The following is a 17,869-nucleotide window of genomic DNA, read 5'->3' as shown; positions in this document are numbered from 1 at the left end:
ATTTAGAATGAGATATTGGTTTGTCTTTTTTCTTTTAATAAATTTATCAGCAAAAGCACAAAGTGTCATTAAGCCTGATATTTTAAGGAGTGACACCACGTTTAGTATCCAGGGTGAAAATTATTCTGGTTACGTATTACCTGCTAAAAGTAAGGTTGATATAGATGCAGAACAAAAGGGAAGATTTACCCCTACGATTGATGATATTAAAGAGGCAGAACTGGCTTTAACTCACATTTCCAAACATCCACAAATAATAGATGGAAAAAAAATGTATGGACGAAAAGTTTTAGCAGATGTTACGCCTGGCTTTGGTAATTACAAAAGGCAGTATGTGGGCTATATAAATGTTGAAAATCAGAAAGTATTGCTTATTAATATTTTGAATTTCAAGAATCGGACTGAAGCCAAGGAATATTTCAAAAATTAGGAACATCATTTTATTATGGGTTTTGATGGCTTTTATGAATATAACTACACAGATTTTAGGTTTAATTTATCAACAAAAAAGATGGAGGATAATTAAACTGGTGAGTGCCACGCTGTAAAAATTCATCATCCCGGTTTAAGGAGTAACTTGTGTTTATTTGAAATAAGTTAGTATATTTTCCAAATATTATAAACCAATGGGCCTAAAAACTATCACTCCAATGTTATACACCCGGCAGGTACGGGAAACAGTAGATTATTACATTAGTAACCTGGGCTTTACATGTGTTGGATATGATGAGCGCTGGGGTTGGGCAACGGTTAGCCGCGATGATATCGAAATTATGTTTGCGCTACCCAATGAGCATGAGCCCTTCGGGATGCCCAAGTTTACCGGGTCGTTGTACATCCGTACGGATAAAGTTGATGAGCTGTGGAAGGAACTGAAAGAACAGGCCATTATTTGTTACCCCATTGAAACTTTTGATTTTGGCATGCGCGAATTTGCTATTTACGATTACAACGGGTACCTGTTGCAATTTGGTACTCCGGTTGATTAGTCATTTTGCTGCGCTGTCTTGGCCATTAGTTGGTGGGTGCTTCAAAGGTGCTTGCGAAGGCATTGAAAGGTGTGAGTTTGGTGTTTAAAAGGATGTTGAAGGTGCGCGAACGGTGCATGGCAGGAGGGGTGTTTACCGGTTTGTTTTACGCCGGCAATTTTCATAAATTAGGCCTGTAAACCGGTAAAAAAATGCGTAAATTATACTTTATAATTCTGTTCCTGGTAACTTCAGGGGCCCTATCAACCTGCCAGGCGCAAAGCCTGGTGCTCAAAAGCAAGGATACCCATATCCGCTATACCGGCCGCATTAACATGACCGATGAGGCTGCGGAATTTTACTGGACAGGTTCATCGGCCGTAATTAACTTTAAAGGTACCGGCGTATCGGCTGTGTTACAGGACGAGCGGGGCGAAAACTATTTTACAATTATTGTAGATGGTAAGGTAACCAACACCTTACACCTGGAAAATGCCCAGAAAACATACACCCTTGCCGAAGGCCTTCCCGACGGTAACCATAGCCTTGAACTATTCAAACGCACCGAATGGGATAAGGGTAAAACCACTTTTGTGCAGTTTATATTGGATAAAGGGGCATCTATATTACCGGCGCCACCTGTTAAAAAACGCAAAATTGAATTTTTTGGCAATTCTATCACCTGCGGTTACGCTGTTGAAGATACTACAGGGCAGGATAGAGGGAGTGCCCCTTACGAGAACGGCTATATTAGCTATGCCGCTATAACAGCACGCCATTATGATGCGGCTTATGTGGCAACGGCTAAAAGCGGCATAGGCGTATTGGTAAGCTGGTTCCCGCTCATTATGCCCGAAATGTATAATCGCCTTGACCCAACCGACCCGACAAGCCTTTGGGATTTTACAAAATATACCCCCGATGTGGTGGTAATCAACCTGTTTCAAAACGATTCGTGGATAGTTAAAATGCCTGATAATCCACAATTTAAAGAACGTTTCGGCACAAAGCCACCCGAGGCTGATCAAATCGTCAAAGCCTACCGGGAGATGGTAAAAAATATCCGCAAAAAATATCCTAAAGCCCAAATCCTTTGCATTCTGGGCAGTATGGATGCCACCAAAGACGGTTCGCCATGGCCCGGATATATCGAAAAGGCCGTTGCAAGTTTAAGCGATAAAGGCATTTACACTCACATGATTCCCTACAAGAATACGCCAGGGCACCCAAGCGCTAAGGAACAGCAGGCCATGGCCGATGACTTGATAGCGTTTATGGACAAGAATATTAAGTGGTGACAAATGGGCAAATTTAAAATTTCAGATGTGCAGATAATTTTTGTCTGAACTTGGATTAAGCACATTTATCAGATTTTGATTTGCAAAGCCACATTTCCTGTAAATCATTTAATCAGAAAATACCGAATTCAAAAAAAAATCTGCACATCTAAAATCTGCATATCTGCACATCAATTTTTATTCCCCAACTTTCTGCTGGTCAGGTACCTCATTTGGCCCTGGTATATTGGCTTGGTTGTCTTCGCCTTGACCGTCATCATCGGCGGTTCCTTCCTGGTATTGTTGCTGCGATTCACCGGGTTTTTCGTCTTCCTCGCTACCGGTATTTTCGCCGTTACCCTGGCTACCTGTAGCCGCATTATAATCTGAATACCCTGACTGGTTAGGATCCTTAAAATTATTATTTTCCGGATGCTCTTCAGATGGCTGCGTGCGGCGGAAGTACTCATTGTTATAACCCGCGTTTTGCGACGGATTGGCCGGGTCATCACCCGATGGGGTCAGGTTATTTTCGCCAAAACTTTGCCCGCCCATGCCTTGCCCTTCCATACCGGGGGCATCCTGTTTTTTCATGTCGTCTTTCGATGTTGGGTAGCCATGCTGCAGGTTTTCTTCGGTCAGGTTATCATCGTCGTCTACCCGATATGCATTAGGCTTATTTTGCGTTTGTTCGTTTGCTAAGTCATTACTTTCGCCAAACCCGTTATCTTTTAATTCCATAGGTTTTATGTGTTGATGTATAATTACAATGTTCTAATTTTCTAATTGTTTTATTTGTTTAATTATTATGAATAATTAAAAATCAAAAGTTAAAAATTGAGATTTAAGACTGCTTCAGTATGGTGGCCCGAATAATTTATCGTTGGTGACTGCCGATTGAAAAAATCTTGATTCCTGGCTCTTGATTCTTGACTCTTATCAGTAGTTTTGAAATAACCAATTATAAAACATGAACAAAGTAGTAAGTGATGCCGATGAGGCCATTCGCGACATCCGGGACGGTATGACCCTGATGCTTGGTGGTTTTGGTTTATGCGGATTGCCCGAAAAATGTATAGCCGCACTGGTAAAAAAAGGAGTAAAGCAGCTTACCTGTATCAGCAATAATGCCGGCGTTGATGACTTTGGCATCGGACTGATGCTGCAAAAACGCCAGGTAAAAAAAATGATTTCCTCGTACGTTGGCGAAAACGCTGAATTTGAACGCCAGCTGTTAAGCGGCGAACTGGAGGTGGAGCTAATCCCTCAGGGTACCCTGGCAACACGGTGTATGGCCGCGGGCTACGGCATGCCAGCTATTTTTACCCCGGCGGGCGTTGGTACCGAGGTAGCGATAGGCAAAGAAGTCCGCAATTTTAATGGTAAAGATTACCTGATGGAAATGGCCTTTGATGCCGATTTTGCCATTGTAAAAGCCTGGAAAGGCGATACCATGGGTAACCTTATTTATAAAGCAACTGCCCGGAATTTTAACCCTATTATGGCCATGGCGGGCAAGATAACCATTGCAGAGGTAGAGGAGCTTGTTGAACCTGGTGACTTGGATCCTGATCACATTCATACGCCGGGAATTTATGTACACAGGATTTTCCAGGGTAAAGACTACGAAAAACGGATTGAACATAGGACGGTAAAGACAATTTGAGAATTTGAAGATTTGAAAATGTATGAATAATTTGAAGATTTGAAAATGGTTAAAAATGGATAAGAATGATTAAATGAGAGACGATAAAGAAAACCTGATTGTTAAATTGACTTTTGAGTTCGCGCTTGATATTATTGAGTTTTCGGAGGAGTTGGAAGCTAATAGGAAATTCGCTATTGCGAAACAAATCATCAGATCCGGTACATCAATTGGGGCAAATGTGCGTGAAGCTCAAAATGCGGAAAGTAAAAATGATTTTATACATAAGTTTAAAATAGCTGTTAAGGAGGCCGACGAGACTGAGTATTTCCTATTGCTTTGCCAGTTTTCTAAGGGTTATCCGTTTAGTATGTCATTGAATGAGAAGTTGAAGGTGATCAATAAAATATTATCAAAAATTATAGCGAGTGCAAAAAGTGGATAGTATGAAAATTAAATCCATCTTCAAATTTTCAAATCCTCAAATTTTCAAATTAATTTTATGTTAGATAAAAACGGCATCGCTAAACGCATCGCCAAAGAAATAAAAGATGGTTACTATGTTAACCTTGGTATAGGTATACCCACGTTGGTGGCCAATTACATCCCTGAAACGATGGATGTGGTTTTGCAATCGGAGAACGGATTGTTGGGGATGGGGCCATTTCCGTTTGAGGGAGAAGAAGACCCGGATGTAATTAACGCGGGTAAGCAAACTATTACCATGCTGCCTGGTTCGTCAATATTCGATTCGGCTATGAGTTTTGGGATGATCAGGGCCAGGAAGGTTAACCTGACTATACTGGGCGCCATGGAAGTATCCGAGAACGGGGATATAGCCAACTGGAAAATTCCCGGCAAAATGGTGAAGGGTATGGGTGGTGCTATGGACCTGGTGGCATCGGCAGAAAATATCATTGTAGCCATGCAGCACGTAAACAAAGCGGGCGAATCGAAGTTATTACCTAAGTGCACCTTGCCTTTAACCGGCGTGCACTGTGTAAAAAAGATAGTAACCGAGTTTGGCGTATTTGACGTTTTGCCGCAGGGCGGCTTTAAATTGCTGGAGCGGGCACCCGGCGTAACTGTAGAAGAGATAATAAAAGCGACCGCCGGGGAGTTAATTATAGAAGGAGAGGTGCCGGAGATAGTGCTCTAAAAAAAAATACCTTAATGAGGTATGGCATTAATAGAAAATTATTTGCATCTTACAGATAAGTTATTGCGTATAAATGACAATATTAAATTAAGTTATGATAGATTATCCAGAACTGATACTAATATTCATTTTGTTATCCATTACAATGCCCGTTTATCTGTTGCCATCTATAATGGCCAGGGAGAAAAATAACTTTACATCAGTATTATTGCTTAATGTACTTTTAGGCTGGACGGTGATAGCCTGGATAATTTCGTTAGTGTGGGCGCTCCGCACTGATAAAGACCCGCTGCGATCATACAAACTCAATACCCACAACTGCTGCCCTAAAATAGAAGCTGAACTTACAAAATTGAGAAACCTGTTCAGGGCCGGCGTAATTACCAAAACCGATTACCACAACGAAACCAGGAAAATTATAGGAAACTAAATAATTTGAAAATTTGATAATTTGAAGATTTGAAAATGCCTGAAATAATTATTAATTATTTTCAAATTCTCAAATGGCGAAGCCTCAACGAAGTTAATCTTCAAATTCTCAAATTAAAACAATTTTGTTCTTAAATCAGTTGATATTTCTTCTGTTACTGCGATGATATCGTCCGCAACGTGTGTGTTGTTGGTTATCACCTTATCGCATTCATCTTTGTAAGGTAACAGGAACTCTTTATAAGCTGGAACCACGTGGTTTACCCATTTATACATCACATCATCGTGCGAGTAGCCACGTTCCAGCAAATCGCGTTTAAGGCGGCGCTGCAGGGCTATGTCGTCTTCGGCCTCTATGAAAATTTTCATATCCAGCATGCCGGCAATCTCCTTAAAATGCAGTATAAATAATCCCTCTACTATCAGGATTGGGGCAGGCTTTATTTCCAGTACTTTTGGGATGGCATCGGGGTTGTTGAAGGTATACTCATGCTTAATAACCGGTTCTTTATTTAAAAGCTTGCCAATATCATCATGAAAATGCCGGTCATCTATAGTCGAGGGTAAATCAAAGTTGTATAGCTTATTCTCCTCCTTGGTCATATTGTGCGCCACGGGGATGTAGTAATCGTCTTGCGATACCAGGGATACTTCATCGGCAGTAAAATGCTCCAGGAAACATTTCAAAAAAAAAGTTTTGCCAGATCCGCTTCCACCGGCAATTCCAATAATATAAGGTTTATTCATTCGGGCTTCCGTAGCTGATATTTACGTTAATGCGTTTATCTAATGCGCCTAAAGCATCGGCAGTGTTTTTGGTCATTACAATGAGCACATTTTTGGTAGCCTCGCTATCAGTAAAACGACCCACTACTTTAGCATAAGTAGTATGATTATTCATTGGGTTGGTGATTTTTATAACCGTGCCTATTGGTGCGGTGCGGTGTAACACCAATTCTTTTTTAGGGTCAAGGCTGGTATCATCTATCCAGGTGGCTACCCCTTTTTCATTTTTTTCATATAAGCCAAAGCGGTTGGCTTTAAATTTTGCATCGGCGCTGTCAATGGGCATGTTTGCCGAATCGGTTTTCAATACATCCTGCTTGGCAACCGTCCGTTCTTCTGGCGGCATACCGGTACGAACTTTGATGATCTGGTCGGCTTTTAGATCATCAGAGCTTAAGTTGTTTAAATTTCTGATATCCTCAACTGAAGTATTGAACCTTTTTGCGATAGAGTAAATCGTTTCGCCGGCCGATACCTTGTACTGTTGTACATTATCCATATTTACAGCTGCGGCTGGCTGCGTTGTTGTTGGTGCAGGTGTAGCTGGCTTTGGCGCTGCTGCAACCGGTTGCTGTACTACTGGCGCGGTTTGTGGCTGTGCAACCGGTTGTTGAACTACAGTTGGCGTTTTGGTAACAGGGGGCTGAACCTGGGGCTTTTGCTGTATTACAGCCGGTTGTACCGCAGGTTTTGTAGGCTGCACAGTGGTTGCCGTTTGTGTTTCATCAAATGGCAGGTCGGTAGGTACTTTAATAGTACCGCCAATTTTAAGCGGAGCGTTGTTGTTAAACTGGATAATGGCTTTTGGGCTTACTTTATAGCGCCTGCCTATGGAGTAGTAATTGTCTTTAGGATCTAATTTGTGGAGGATGATTTTTTTACCGTTCTGGTTTTCAACACCGATAGAATCTTTAGCAGTGCTTGCAAAAACGGAGACAGAAATGGTTAGTACGGGAGCGATCAATAAAAGGACCTTTAATTTCATAATATGTTATAATACAGTATTTTGTAAATTTAAAACTATTAACACCGACCTGTTTTTAAGGTAGATCAGTTTATTATCATGTACTACAAACGCCTCGGGCTGCAATTTTTGTATATCGCTTTGCAACAAATCGTGATAAACAGTACCACCTTCATCGTCAAAAATATAAAGGTGCTGTTTAAGTTGCCCGTCCAAAAACGTGTGCAAAGATACAATTCTAAAATTATTGTGCTCAAGGTAATCCACGGTATTTCCGTAGGCATCAACACCAGGGGGCAAACTTTTAAATGCTTGCGCCGGTAACACCCGCGGGCTTAAAATATGGTTGTTTAAGCCCACATCAATAACAGGCTGATAGGTTCTTACTATTCCCCCGGTTTTGATATCGGCCAGAACGAGCTTTGGGGGCTGTATTTGAGTATTGTAAACCACCGGGCCATTTACCGACAGGTAATCAAATGCCAGGGTGTAATTGCTCCATAAGGTTTTTCCGGACAGCCCGTCAATAGCTGTTAATCCCTTGTGTGCCGGGCCTTTTTCTGATTGATAATTATGCAGAACAAGTACTCCGTCAAACGCGGTCTCGATACCGGTAAGCCATCGCTCGGGAGTAGCAAGACCTTCAAAGTTTACGATGCCGCTATCCAGGTTGATTGATGTAAATGAAACCAATTTATCCCCGCTATTGCGTACTTCCAGAAATATAATATTACCTGGCCCGTCAATCTCGATACGCCACACGGGCCATTTACACTGATGTTGGATGAATGGTAGCAACTTTGTCATAAAGTGTGTAAATATGCTTAATATCTTCAAAACAGTGTTAATTTTACCAAGCATTGCCGCTGCGGCGGTATTAAAAGCACTAAATCACTACTACTATGAATGCTGAACAAATTAGCTTAGAAGAAACAAAAGTAAAGCCGGTTGTCGACCATTTGAACGATCTTTTGGCAAACTACCACATCCATTACCAAAAACTACGCGGATGCCATTGGAATGTAAAAGGGCCAAGTTTTTTTACATTGCACCTTAAATTTGAGGAGTTGTATACCGCTGCTTTATTAACCATTGATGAACTGGCCGAAAGGATCCTGTCGTTAGGGAAACCACCGTATAGTACGTTTAAAGACTATATCGAAACCGCCCAAATTAAAGAAATCCAAACCATTGGTTTAAAGGATACCCTAATGGTAAAGGCCATTATTGACGACCTTGCCGCCCTGATAGCCAAGGAAAGGGAGATCCTGGATATTACAGCGGAAGCCGGCGATGACGGTACCAACGATATGGTGAACCGCTTTATGCAGTTTAATGAAAAAAATACCTGGATGCTGCGTTCATTTGTGAACGAAGATTAAGGCGTTAATAAAATAGAAGCAAGAATTAAGAGTCAAGAATTAAGAGGGCCGCTTGCATTTGTAAGTGGCTTTTTTATGAAAATTTTTGCTGATAAAATATAGCGAAATTTATGCAAGTATCTTATTATCTATTACCTTTAAAGCCATTAAACTAATTTATAAAGTAATTAAACATACGTTGATTTAGCTTTGATGATAAGAATGAGTGATGTGTTAATTATAAGTAATTTATCCAAGTGGATATTTCAGATATATCAATGCCAACGGAATTAAAAGAAAAGGTATCTCAATTAAAGCGGTTTTGAATTCACGTACGTAAAAAAACATCACCATCAGGAAAAATATCAGGGCGGCGTTTAAAATGTTACCTGCTACAAAAGTTTGCGGCATAAGGATAAGTATTCCGCTTAGCAGTGTCAAAAGCGATATTACTTTTAATGTAGTGGGGCTTAAATTTAATTTGCCAAACAATTCTGCTTCGGGGCCAGTGGCGCCAGGTTTCATGGTTAATCCCTGCCAGCCGTGTTTTATGCTCATAAAGGCTGCAAATAAAACAAGGGCGCTGCTAATTAATTTGAGAGTCATGATGTTGGTTTGTTATAGCGCTAAGCTACGTGCCATTGTCCATAACATGTTTGCAATCATCAATCAGCTATTTATCAATTTCAAACAATTTTTGCCCGTATCTCAATTGGCGATAATGATGTTTGTTTTTTAAAGAAGTTTGAAAAGTGCGATAGCTGTTCAAATCCCAGGCTGTAGGCAATTTCTGATATGTTCCAATCGGTTTGTTTGAGCAGGATTTTGGCTTCCTGGATAAGCCGGTTGGTAATATGCTCGGTTGTGGTTTTGCCGGTATTTTCTTTTAAAACTTTATTAAGATGGTTACTGTGCACGGCCAGGCGGTCGGCATAATCGCGCGCAGTTCGCAAAGTTATTTTTTGCTGAGGCGACGCTATCGGGAATTGCCTTTCCAACAATTCGATAAACAGGGATGATACCCTGGCGGATGCATTATGCGCACTGTTGTAGGTGGTTAGGGGCTCCAGCTTTTGGCCGTAATGAATTACCTCCATTACATAATTGCGGATAAGATCATACTTAAACAAATAATTAGAGCTTATTTCCTGCTGCATTTTTTTAAACATCAGCTCCAGTTCGTTTGCCTGCGCATCGGTAACCTGGAAAACCGGGTAGCCACCCGGGCGAAAGATGGGTAATTCATCTAACACGGCACCGCTTTTTGATTGTATTAAAAAATCGCCGGTAAAAATACAGAAATATCCGGCCTGGTCCGTATCCTGCGGTACCCAGTTATAGGGTATTTTAGGAGTAGCAAAAAGCAAAGCATTTTTTTCGATGTGGATCACCTTATCTGCATACTCCGCAATGTTTTTCCCCCTCACCAGGCTTATTTTGTAGTAAGCCCTGCGGTTGTAGGGCATATGCCCGGGGTTGTCTTTAAAACGAGGAATGAGTTCTTCCAGGTTGAATATATTGAAATGTCCTATTTCTTTATTGATGCCGGCCGGTAACAGCGACTCTGTATCGTTTTTACCTACCTGTTTATAAAATTCGTCGATAGTGATGGCTTGCATAGCTGGTTGTTAAATACTAAGATAAAAGTATAAATCATCTATCAATTAAACTGATCGTGATTTGAATATGATAAATGGATGATGCTTTCTTACTCAATCTGTATTTCAAGTACTACGATTTTAAAACGCACGGTATTTGAATATAGTAAGCAATGCCTTTACACCATTTTAGTTGCAATTCGTGAAAATAATACAAGAAGTAATTGCTGTTCACCGCATGCCATAACTATCTAAACCGCTCGAATGATTGCCAGTATTTGTCTTTATAAACATCATATGTTATATCAACCTGGCCGGAATACTTTTGTACAATACTATAAGCTACAATGGATGGTTTTCTGAAATCTTTGCAGGCAAAATATATATCCCGGATGTTTTCTGCAGTTTGGCGGCCAATGTTCAGGTAACCGTCGAAGTCTTTCAATTCATGAAGTATATCCTTTTCAATATCATCCAACAGTTGATAGGTTTTGTTGTCGGGCATGCCGTTATTGGCTGTACCGCCATATTTAATTTCAACACTCATAATCCAGGGGTGCGATGCTTTGCTGTCCCAGTTAAGTAAATCGGTGTTAATGATAGCCACCACGGGATTGCCGCTGTTCAGGGTTGCTTCAAGCCCCGAATAAGTGTCATTTTCTGTGTTGTGCCTTACGCCTTCGTACTTTTCAATAAATTCTTTTTCGCGCCATTTTAAAAAATCTTTTAGTTTCGCTATTGGTACTAATTCTTTTTCTGCCTCGCTTTTACCTATAACATTCACGTTATCTATGGTTGTAGCAAAATTTAGTTCGCCAATGAAATTGTCAAGGAAAATGTATATCCCATTGATGATGGTGTCTTTATTTTTTTGGGTAAGGTCGTCATGTAAAACGGTGATGTCTATTTCATCAGGGAACTCATTCGAATTGTTTGCATAAAAATGGATGTTTTCATCTGCAAATTTATAGCCGCCCATTTTGATATATACGTTTGTAATGTCTAAAGCAGGTTTCAGTGCGGTAAACTTCCAACCATTTATTTGGGGGGCGGCTTTAACAAGTTCTTCTACAAAGGGAATGTTTTTGACAGCGCCATCGGCAGTCAAAACAAGTTCGACGGTATGCTCATCAAATATGCCGGTTAAAAAATAAAATCCATCTTTTAGCTCGTTAAGCTTTGGCGAAAGTTTGTCGAAAAAATCTTTGTGGATATCCCTCTTTTCTTTTACTACTTTGAAAAAAGCCTTTTCATTTTTTTGAAACCAAGTCCAAAAATCCGCGTACGACCTAACAGGTTGTTCGCCACCTTTAAATATATTCTTTAGAAAATTCATGGGCTATAGTTTTTTTAATGATAGGGCAGAATTATTGTGCTAAAGGACGCTTATTGTTGCCCCAAATATAAAAACACAGTTAATTATATTAAATATTTCTACCTGTAATTCACACCCCACAAATGTCGCATTTAGCCATATTCCGTTTTAAAATATTCTGCTAATTTTATAAACAGCAAATCAATAAAAAAATAAAATGGAAACAGCAGCTAAAACAACTATCACCGTGGAAGCCACCATAAACGCGCCTATAGAAAAAGTTTGGGAGTCATGGACTAAACCGGAGCATATTACCCAATGGTGCCATGCATCAGACGATTGGCATGCGCCTTATGCCGATAACGACGCGCAAACAGGCGGCAAGTTTAAAACAACCATGGCTGCAAAAGATGGAAGTTTTAGTTTTGATTTTGAAGGTGTTTACAGTAACGTAGCGCAATATAGCCTGATAGAATATGGGCTTGGTGATGGCCGGAAAGTAAGAATTGAGTTTGTTGGCGATGGCGACACCACTAAGGTAACGGAAACATTTGACCCCGAAACGCAAAATCCTATTGAAATGCAAAGGGGAGGCTGGCAGGCTATCCTGGATAATTTCAAAAAATATACTGAAACCAGTCTTTAACTATTTTTGCTAAATAAAGCCATTGGTCTTATATTTGCATATTAAGCAGGCGTAATCTGCGCTTGATTGATATTTTCCTATGGTGTAATGGTAGCACTTCTGATTCTGGTTCAGACAATCGTGGTTCGAGTCCATGTGGGAAAACCTTGAGCGGACAGAGACGGATTTTCGTCTCTGTCCGCTTTTTTTTGATACCATTGTTATAGCAAGGAAGTATTTTATTGGGCGCAGCAATTTCCTGATCTTCCCTCCATATTCGCTTTAAGACCCGCCTCAACAACCACTGCTTGTTCGAATTGTAAAAGCAGATTAGTAATAAGCTATTATAGTTTACTTCTGCTTTGTTTTTCTCAACTAAATTTAGCGTAACCAATTGTATGCATTTCCCCCCTGTAAATGCGCGTACCAAAACCTCATTAAAGAATGTTAAATATTAATATTAAAGATCTATTAATAAAAATTGCGCGTGACAGTGATCTGGCATCTTTTAAAAAGATCTACTTTTTATACTACGAAAGGTTGTTGAAGTTAGCCTGCTCCTACGTGAAGGTAACGGAGGTAGGCGAGGAGATTGTGGACGACGTTTTTGTGAAAATATGGGCTAACCGGGCCGGGCTAACAGAAGTGAACAATTTGACGGTTTATTTATATGTAGCGGTAAAAAACAGGGCCATCAATCATAATTTGTCAAATCGGATAACTTGTGTTGATATAGAATCGGTTAGTTTTGAGCTTAAAGATGCCAATGGTTCTGTTGAGGATGTAATCATCACCGATGAACTCGCAAAAATCATCAATTATACCATACAGCGGCTACCCGATGAATGCAAAGTAGTATTTAAATTAGTTAAGGAAGACGGTTTGAAATATCGTAAGGTGGCCGAGATACTAAATATCTCAGTTAAAACCGTTGAGTATCACATGAAAAATGCGCTTAAGGCAATAGCCACGGCAATATCTGCATCGCCTCATCACCATAAAAGAACAATAAAAAAAGCATCCTCAAATTAAATTTTATTTTTCACTGGGGTATTTTCATTTTCTCCTGTCCTTGTTTCTGAAGCAAAAAAATGGATCAGGACACTATTTGGACACTTGTTGGCAAAAAACTTAATAACGAGGCTACTCCCGAAGAGCTTCGTCAACTGCATCATTTGCTCATGCAGCCCTGGGCCGATGTTTATTCCATACAAATATTAGAGGCCATGTGGCGGCAAAATCCCAATAAGCCACCCCGTTTTATTCCGCATAAACTTCAGCAAAAATGGGATAAACTCGAGAGCCGACTCGAAACCGGTAACACAGATTCCGATACATTTCAAAGCCCTGCTAACGAGGCTGTCCCCCGGATTAAAAATACAAAGCGTAGGGTTATTCAGGCACTCGTTGCAGCGGCTTGCCTGGTGTTTGCCCTATTGTCTTTTTTTTATTGGAAAAATTATTCAGGTAACTATAATGTTAAAACCTATCAAGTTGTAGCAGCTGGAAGAAACATTAGCAAGATTGTATTGCCCGATGGCACTAAGGTTTGGCTTAACGCAGGGAGCGAAATTTTTTACAAAACAAATTATGGTAACGGCAACAGGGAAATACGCCTGACCGGCGAGGCTTTCTTTGATGTTGTGAAAGATGCCGAACATCCATTTATTGTAAATACGGCTTCTATGCGTATAAAAGTGCTGGGCACTGCTTTTAATGTCCGGTCGTATGCAAACGACAATGTTTCTGAAACATCACTGATACGGGGGAGAATAGAATTGATTACCACTACGGGGCCAAAACAACGGATTATATTAAAACCCGCCGAGAAATTGACAATCCTTAATCCCAAACACAATCATAACAATAAAGACGAAGCCCTGATTACCTTGAGCACTTTGCGCACCGCAAAAACCGACTCGTTGCCGTCAGAAGCGCAATGGCTGGAAAATAAACTGGTATTTGATAACGAGTATTTTGATGAAGTGGCAAAAAAAATGGAAAGATGGTATGGCGTTTCCATTTCATTTAAAAATGATGGGTTAAAGGAGAAAAAGTTTAGCGGGAAATTCACCACGGAGTCGCTAAGTACAGCGTTGGAGGCACTAAGAGCAACCAGCAATTTTAACTTTTTGATTGAGTACAAAAAGGTGATTATTTACTAACCAATAATGTTAATACCTAAAAATATGCCTATGATAAAATTTGAACCTTAAAACTATTAAACCAAAAAAGCGGAGAATGTTGTCGCATTCCCCGCAATAATTGGTACCGCAACTACGAGTCTTCTTAAACCAATAATTAAAGTAACCTAAATACTAAATTATGAAAAAAAATGCTTGCCGCATAAGTAATGTGCGGTTGCAATGCCTATTAAAAATATTACTCATGACAAAGTGTACCTTAATCCTGATAATTATATCTGCATTTCAGGTTTTTGCAAAAGGCTACGCCCAGGATAAAATTAACGTTAATCTTCATGATGTTTCGGTAAAAAAGGCGATTACCGAAATTGAAAAAAAAAGCAGTTATCGTTTTGTTTACAACGACGATGCCCTGAATGAAAAGAATATTGGCAACATCATCCTTAAAAATGCTTCGATAAGCGAGGCGATGGATGTATTGCTAACCAAAACAGATTTAGAATATAAGCTGGGCAATAACAACCTGGTTATAATTTTTGATAAAACCTTACAGCCGCCGCCCCGGTATATTACCGGGCGTGTAACCGACGATAAAGGAGGCCCGTTGCCTGGCGTAAGTGTAAGGGTAAAGGGGGCGCAAACGGGTGTTGTTACCGATTTAGACGGAAAATTTACCATCAACGCGCCGGATAACGATGCTGTGTTAACGTTCTCATTTATCGGCTTTATATCTACAGAAGTAGCGGTCGGAGATCGTAAAACTATCAATGTTACACTAAAGGAATCGTCTACCGATTTAAACGAGGTAGTGGTAACCGGGTACGGTCAATCGGTGGTAAAACGCGATTTAACCGGGGCAATATCAACCGTAACTGCCAAACAGATAGAAGAACGCCATCCAATAAACCTTATCGATGCTTTACAATCACAGGCATCGGGCGTATTGGTAGTAAATGACTCGGGCGAGCCTGGCGCAACAGGCTCTATTCAAATACGCGGCGGATCTACTTTTTCAAGTGCAGGTAACTCGCCCTTGTTTGTTATTGACGGTATTTTAAGCCAAAGTGCCGATAACGTAAACCCCAATGACATCCAATCAATTGAGGTGCTAAAAGACGCTGCATCCGCCGCTATTTATGGTTCGCAGGCAGCCAATGGTGTCATATTAATTACAACCAAGCGTGGGCAGCCGGGTAAGCCGCTTATTAACGCCCAGTATGCCCGCATTTTTGGCGTAATGGCCCATAAGCTGGAGCAGCCAAACTCAAAAGACCTGCGTGTTGAAAGAAATTTGTACAACGGTAATAGCCCCGATAAACCAACCACCACAAACGACTCATTAAATGTGGTTTTTAACTCAGATAACGATAATCAGAGTGTAATTACGCAGCTGGCCAAAAAAGATATTCTTGATTTTGGCGTGAGCGGCGGCGAAAAAAGCGTACAATATTACTCAAGCATAAGGTACATTAATGATCAGGGGCTGATAGTTAACAGCTATTCAAAAACGTTGCAGGCCCGTTTTAATTTAGATTACCAGGTATCGCCTAAGTTTAAATATAGCAACCGTTTATCTTTTGGTTACAATACCAACAATAACATTAACGAGGGTAATACCATTAACCAGGCATTTCAGCGACCATCGAATTTAGCTTTGTATTATCCCGATGGTACCTTAACCGGCTATATTAGCGGGCGGCGTAACCAGTTGTCAGTTGCATTGCTGGAGGTTAATGTAACCAATACATATACCGGCGATTTGTTTAACCAGGTTGATTATAGCATCACCAAGGACCTGCGCTTAACCAATAACTTCGATTTTGGTTTATCAACGCCCCATAATACCTTCTTTGATCCTAAATTATTAAGCAGTGCCAACCCGTTGGTTAATTCGGGGAGGGAGAGTTTTGCCGTTAACACCAACTGGGCATACCAGGGATTTTTAAATTACAATAAAACATTTGGCCAAAACCATTCCATATCTGCCGTAGCAGGTATAAGTGCCGAAAAAACGCAGAATAACAGCTTTAAAATAGCGGGTACAAATTATGCAAACGAAACTATATATACCTCAAACGTTGCCGGTACTGTAGATTTGACCAATACGGGAACCGACGCCGGATCAACCAGCCGCGAATCATTTTACGCCCGTGCAGGTTACAACTACAAAAGCCGGTACATCATCAGCGCAGTTTATCGCCGGGATGGATCGTCAAAATTTGGTTCATCCAACCAGTTTGGTAATTTTTATGGCTCATCTGCTGCCTGGCGCTTCTCCGACGAATCGTTCATGAGTTGGTCTAAAAAAGTCCTGGGCGATGCTAAGCTGAGAGTGAGCTATGGGCAGGTGGGTAATGATCGTATTCCGGCCAACTCAAACCTGTTGATTTATACCTTCGGGTCTTCTTTTTATAACGCTATTAATGGCGTTGTTTTAAGCAACCAATTTGGCAATACGCAATTAAAATGGGAGAGTAACATTCAGAAAAACATAGGTTTAGATCTGCAATTCTTCAATTCCCGGCTCAATATAACAGCTGATTATTATCAAAAGGTAACTAAAAATTTGCTTTATCAACGTAATATTCCCGTGGAGACGGGTTTTACCAACGTATATGTAAACGTTGGCGATATTGCAAATAAAGGCTGGGAGTTTTCTGTAAACGCAACACCGGTTGCTGCCAAAAACTTTATCTGGAATATTAACGCGAGTTTATCTATCGAGCGCAACAAAATCAGGAGCCTTTACAATCATCAACCATTTTTGGCCACGGCAGGAGGCGCTACCTACCTGGTTCAGGAGGGCGGCAAAATCGGCGATTTTTATGGCTACAAGGGCCTGGGCGTTTACAGGTATGATGCCTCAAACGCTTATGACGGTGATTGGAATAGGTTAACACCGGTTGGCGTATCTGCCGATGGTAAAACTGCCACGGGCTATGAGCTGAACGGTAATACTTATACGGGTACAGTGCACCATATGTACGCTGGCGGAGCTTTATTGCTGGGGGGCGATATGATATTTGACAACGTTAAAAAGGATAGCGTGATTGATGCTAACGACAGGCAGATCATTGGTAATGCCCAGCCATCGTTTTACGGTGCTATCATCAATACGTTTACTTACAAACAATTTAGCTTGTCGTTTACGCTTAACACCACCTGGGGCGGAGAGGCTTATAACAGCCCAAGGCAAACTTTAGATAACCTGGCAACATCGGGCATTGTTGCCGATAATAATACCACTTATAATTCGTGGAAAAACCAGGGGGATATTACCAATATACCTTATATGGGCCGTAAAAATTCAACCGCGAATTTCCCGGGCACGCAAACCAGGTTCCTGGAGAATACGTCGTTTATAAGGCTCAGCTATGCAAAGTTTACCTATAACCTGCCTGCAAATATAGCTTCGCGCATTAAACTCAAAAATATTGGGGCGTATGTGTATGGAGCAAACCTGCTCACCTGGACAAATTATTCCTGGTACGACCCTGAGTTTTCTTCAAGTTCGGCATTAACGCCCGGGAATGACAGTGGCCGGTACCCGCGGAGGCGCGAATATGGTTTTGGAATAAACGTTAATTTTTAATGAATT

19 protein-coding genes are annotated in these 17,869 nt (G+C 40.8%); 12 read left to right on the top strand and 7 right to left on the bottom strand.

The genetic code is table 11. The features are described from left to right. Nucleotides 1-7: 7 nt before the first annotated feature. The 3 genes from ACFGVS_RS10390 to ACFGVS_RS10380 all read left to right on the top strand — a co-directional run bounded on the left by ACFGVS_RS10390 (nucleotide 8) and on the right by ACFGVS_RS10380 (nucleotide 2,266). On the top strand, nucleotides 8-430 hold the full coding sequence (locus tag ACFGVS_RS10390; protein ID WP_439698556.1) for a hypothetical protein: 423 nt from the start codon (nucleotides 8-10) through the stop codon (nucleotides 428-430). Between the two features lie 196 nt (nucleotides 431-626). After that, a complete protein-coding gene (locus ACFGVS_RS10385) occupies nucleotides 627-989 on the top strand; it encodes a VOC family protein (RefSeq protein WP_090648940.1) in 363 nt (120 codons plus the stop codon). A 191-nt stretch (nucleotides 990-1,180) separates the two neighbouring features. Continuing rightward, a complete protein-coding gene (locus ACFGVS_RS10380) occupies nucleotides 1,181-2,266 on the top strand; it encodes an SGNH/GDSL hydrolase family protein (RefSeq protein ID WP_439698555.1) in 1,086 nt (361 codons plus the stop codon). Nucleotides 2,267-2,443: 177 nt separating this feature from the next. Here the strand turns inward: ACFGVS_RS10380 and ACFGVS_RS10375 are convergent, their stop codons facing one another. After that, a complete protein-coding gene (locus tag ACFGVS_RS10375) occupies nucleotides 2,444-2,986 on the bottom strand; it encodes a hypothetical protein (protein WP_439698554.1) in 543 nt (180 codons plus the stop codon). Between the two features lie 229 nt (nucleotides 2,987-3,215). On the opposite strand from ACFGVS_RS10375, the gene ACFGVS_RS10370 reads away from it, so the two are divergent. From ACFGVS_RS10370 to ACFGVS_RS10355, 4 genes are all read left to right on the top strand, one after another. Then, complete coding sequence (locus ACFGVS_RS10370; protein ID WP_439698553.1) at nucleotides 3,216-3,911, top strand: CoA transferase subunit A; 696 nt, start codon at nucleotides 3,216-3,218, stop codon at nucleotides 3,909-3,911. A gap of 73 nt (nucleotides 3,912-3,984) precedes the next feature. After that, on the top strand, nucleotides 3,985-4,335 hold the full coding sequence (locus ACFGVS_RS10365) for a four helix bundle protein (protein ID WP_439698552.1): 351 nt from the start codon (nucleotides 3,985-3,987) through the stop codon (nucleotides 4,333-4,335). A 57-nt stretch (nucleotides 4,336-4,392) separates the two neighbouring features. Next, entirely contained in the window at nucleotides 4,393-5,049 is a 657-nt protein-coding gene (locus ACFGVS_RS10360) for a 3-oxoacid CoA-transferase subunit B (RefSeq protein ID WP_439698551.1), read from the top strand. Nucleotides 5,050-5,143: 94 nt separating this feature from the next. Further along, a complete protein-coding gene (locus ACFGVS_RS10355; RefSeq protein WP_274212510.1) occupies nucleotides 5,144-5,479 on the top strand; it encodes a superinfection immunity protein in 336 nt (111 codons plus the stop codon). A gap of 113 nt (nucleotides 5,480-5,592) precedes the next feature. Here the strand turns inward: ACFGVS_RS10355 and ACFGVS_RS10350 are convergent, their stop codons facing one another. Genes ACFGVS_RS10350 through ACFGVS_RS10340 form a run of 3 tightly spaced genes read right to left on the bottom strand, consistent with a single transcriptional unit; the run spans nucleotide 5,593 to nucleotide 8,035 of the window. Further along, the gene (locus ACFGVS_RS10350) at nucleotides 5,593-6,225 is read right to left on the bottom strand and encodes a uridine kinase family protein (RefSeq protein WP_439698550.1); all 633 of its coding nucleotides are present in this window, start codon (nucleotides 6,223-6,225) and stop codon (nucleotides 5,593-5,595) included. Next, nucleotides 6,218-7,249 (bottom strand): LysM peptidoglycan-binding domain-containing protein, encoded by a 1,032-nt coding sequence (locus ACFGVS_RS10345; protein WP_439698549.1) that lies wholly within the window; start codon nucleotides 7,247-7,249, stop codon nucleotides 6,218-6,220. Before ACFGVS_RS10345 ends, ACFGVS_RS10350 begins: the two co-directional genes overlap by 8 nt. A gap of 6 nt (nucleotides 7,250-7,255) precedes the next feature. Next, a complete protein-coding gene (locus tag ACFGVS_RS10340) occupies nucleotides 7,256-8,035 on the bottom strand; it encodes a DUF4905 domain-containing protein (RefSeq protein WP_439698548.1) in 780 nt (259 codons plus the stop codon). Nucleotides 8,036-8,130: 95 nt separating this feature from the next. On the opposite strand from ACFGVS_RS10340, the gene ACFGVS_RS10335 reads away from it, so the two are divergent. Further along, nucleotides 8,131-8,610, top strand: a complete 480-nt coding sequence (locus ACFGVS_RS10335; protein ID WP_274212515.1) for a Dps family protein — start codon at nucleotides 8,131-8,133, stop codon at nucleotides 8,608-8,610. A 228-nt stretch (nucleotides 8,611-8,838) separates the two neighbouring features. On the opposite strand, the gene ACFGVS_RS10330 is transcribed toward ACFGVS_RS10335, so the two are convergent. The 3 genes from ACFGVS_RS10330 to ACFGVS_RS10320 all read right to left on the bottom strand — a co-directional run bounded on the left by ACFGVS_RS10330 (nucleotide 8,839) and on the right by ACFGVS_RS10320 (nucleotide 11,523). Further along, nucleotides 8,839-9,195 (bottom strand): hypothetical protein, encoded by a 357-nt coding sequence (locus tag ACFGVS_RS10330; RefSeq protein ID WP_439698547.1) that lies wholly within the window; start codon nucleotides 9,193-9,195, stop codon nucleotides 8,839-8,841. 80 nt (nucleotides 9,196-9,275) lie between these two features. Then, nucleotides 9,276-10,208: a helix-turn-helix domain-containing protein gene (locus tag ACFGVS_RS10325; protein WP_274212519.1), complete on the bottom strand. Its 933-nt coding sequence runs from the start codon at nucleotides 10,206-10,208 to the stop codon at nucleotides 9,276-9,278. 226 nt (nucleotides 10,209-10,434) lie between these two features. Next, the gene (locus ACFGVS_RS10320; RefSeq protein ID WP_439698546.1) at nucleotides 10,435-11,523 is read right to left on the bottom strand and encodes a DUF695 domain-containing protein; all 1,089 of its coding nucleotides are present in this window, start codon (nucleotides 11,521-11,523) and stop codon (nucleotides 10,435-10,437) included. Nucleotides 11,524-11,719: 196 nt separating this feature from the next. Here ACFGVS_RS10320 and ACFGVS_RS10315 point away from each other — a divergent pair, with 196 nt between their 5' ends. The 4 genes from ACFGVS_RS10315 (at nucleotide 11,720) to ACFGVS_RS10300 (ending at nucleotide 17,863) form a co-directional block, all read left to right on the top strand. After that, on the top strand, nucleotides 11,720-12,148 hold the full coding sequence (locus ACFGVS_RS10315) for an SRPBCC family protein (protein ID WP_439698545.1): 429 nt from the start codon (nucleotides 11,720-11,722) through the stop codon (nucleotides 12,146-12,148). A gap of 423 nt (nucleotides 12,149-12,571) precedes the next feature. After that, nucleotides 12,572-13,159, top strand: a complete 588-nt coding sequence (locus ACFGVS_RS10310) for an RNA polymerase sigma-70 factor (RefSeq protein WP_090649009.1) — start codon at nucleotides 12,572-12,574, stop codon at nucleotides 13,157-13,159. Nucleotides 13,160-13,218: 59 nt separating this feature from the next. Beyond that, a complete protein-coding gene (locus ACFGVS_RS10305) occupies nucleotides 13,219-14,292 on the top strand; it encodes a FecR family protein (protein ID WP_439698544.1) in 1,074 nt (357 codons plus the stop codon). A 223-nt stretch (nucleotides 14,293-14,515) separates the two neighbouring features. Beyond that, the gene (locus ACFGVS_RS10300; RefSeq protein ID WP_439698543.1) at nucleotides 14,516-17,863 is read left to right on the top strand and encodes a TonB-dependent receptor; all 3,348 of its coding nucleotides are present in this window, start codon (nucleotides 14,516-14,518) and stop codon (nucleotides 17,861-17,863) included. The last annotated feature ends 6 nt before the right edge of the window (nucleotides 17,864-17,869 follow it).

This window comes from Mucilaginibacter sediminis (genome assembly GCF_051903035.1).
Taxonomy (GTDB): domain Bacteria; phylum Bacteroidota; class Bacteroidia; order Sphingobacteriales; family Sphingobacteriaceae; genus Mucilaginibacter.
The sequence above is the reverse complement of the archived record's forward strand: the minus strand, read 5'-3'. Positions and strand labels throughout refer to the sequence as shown.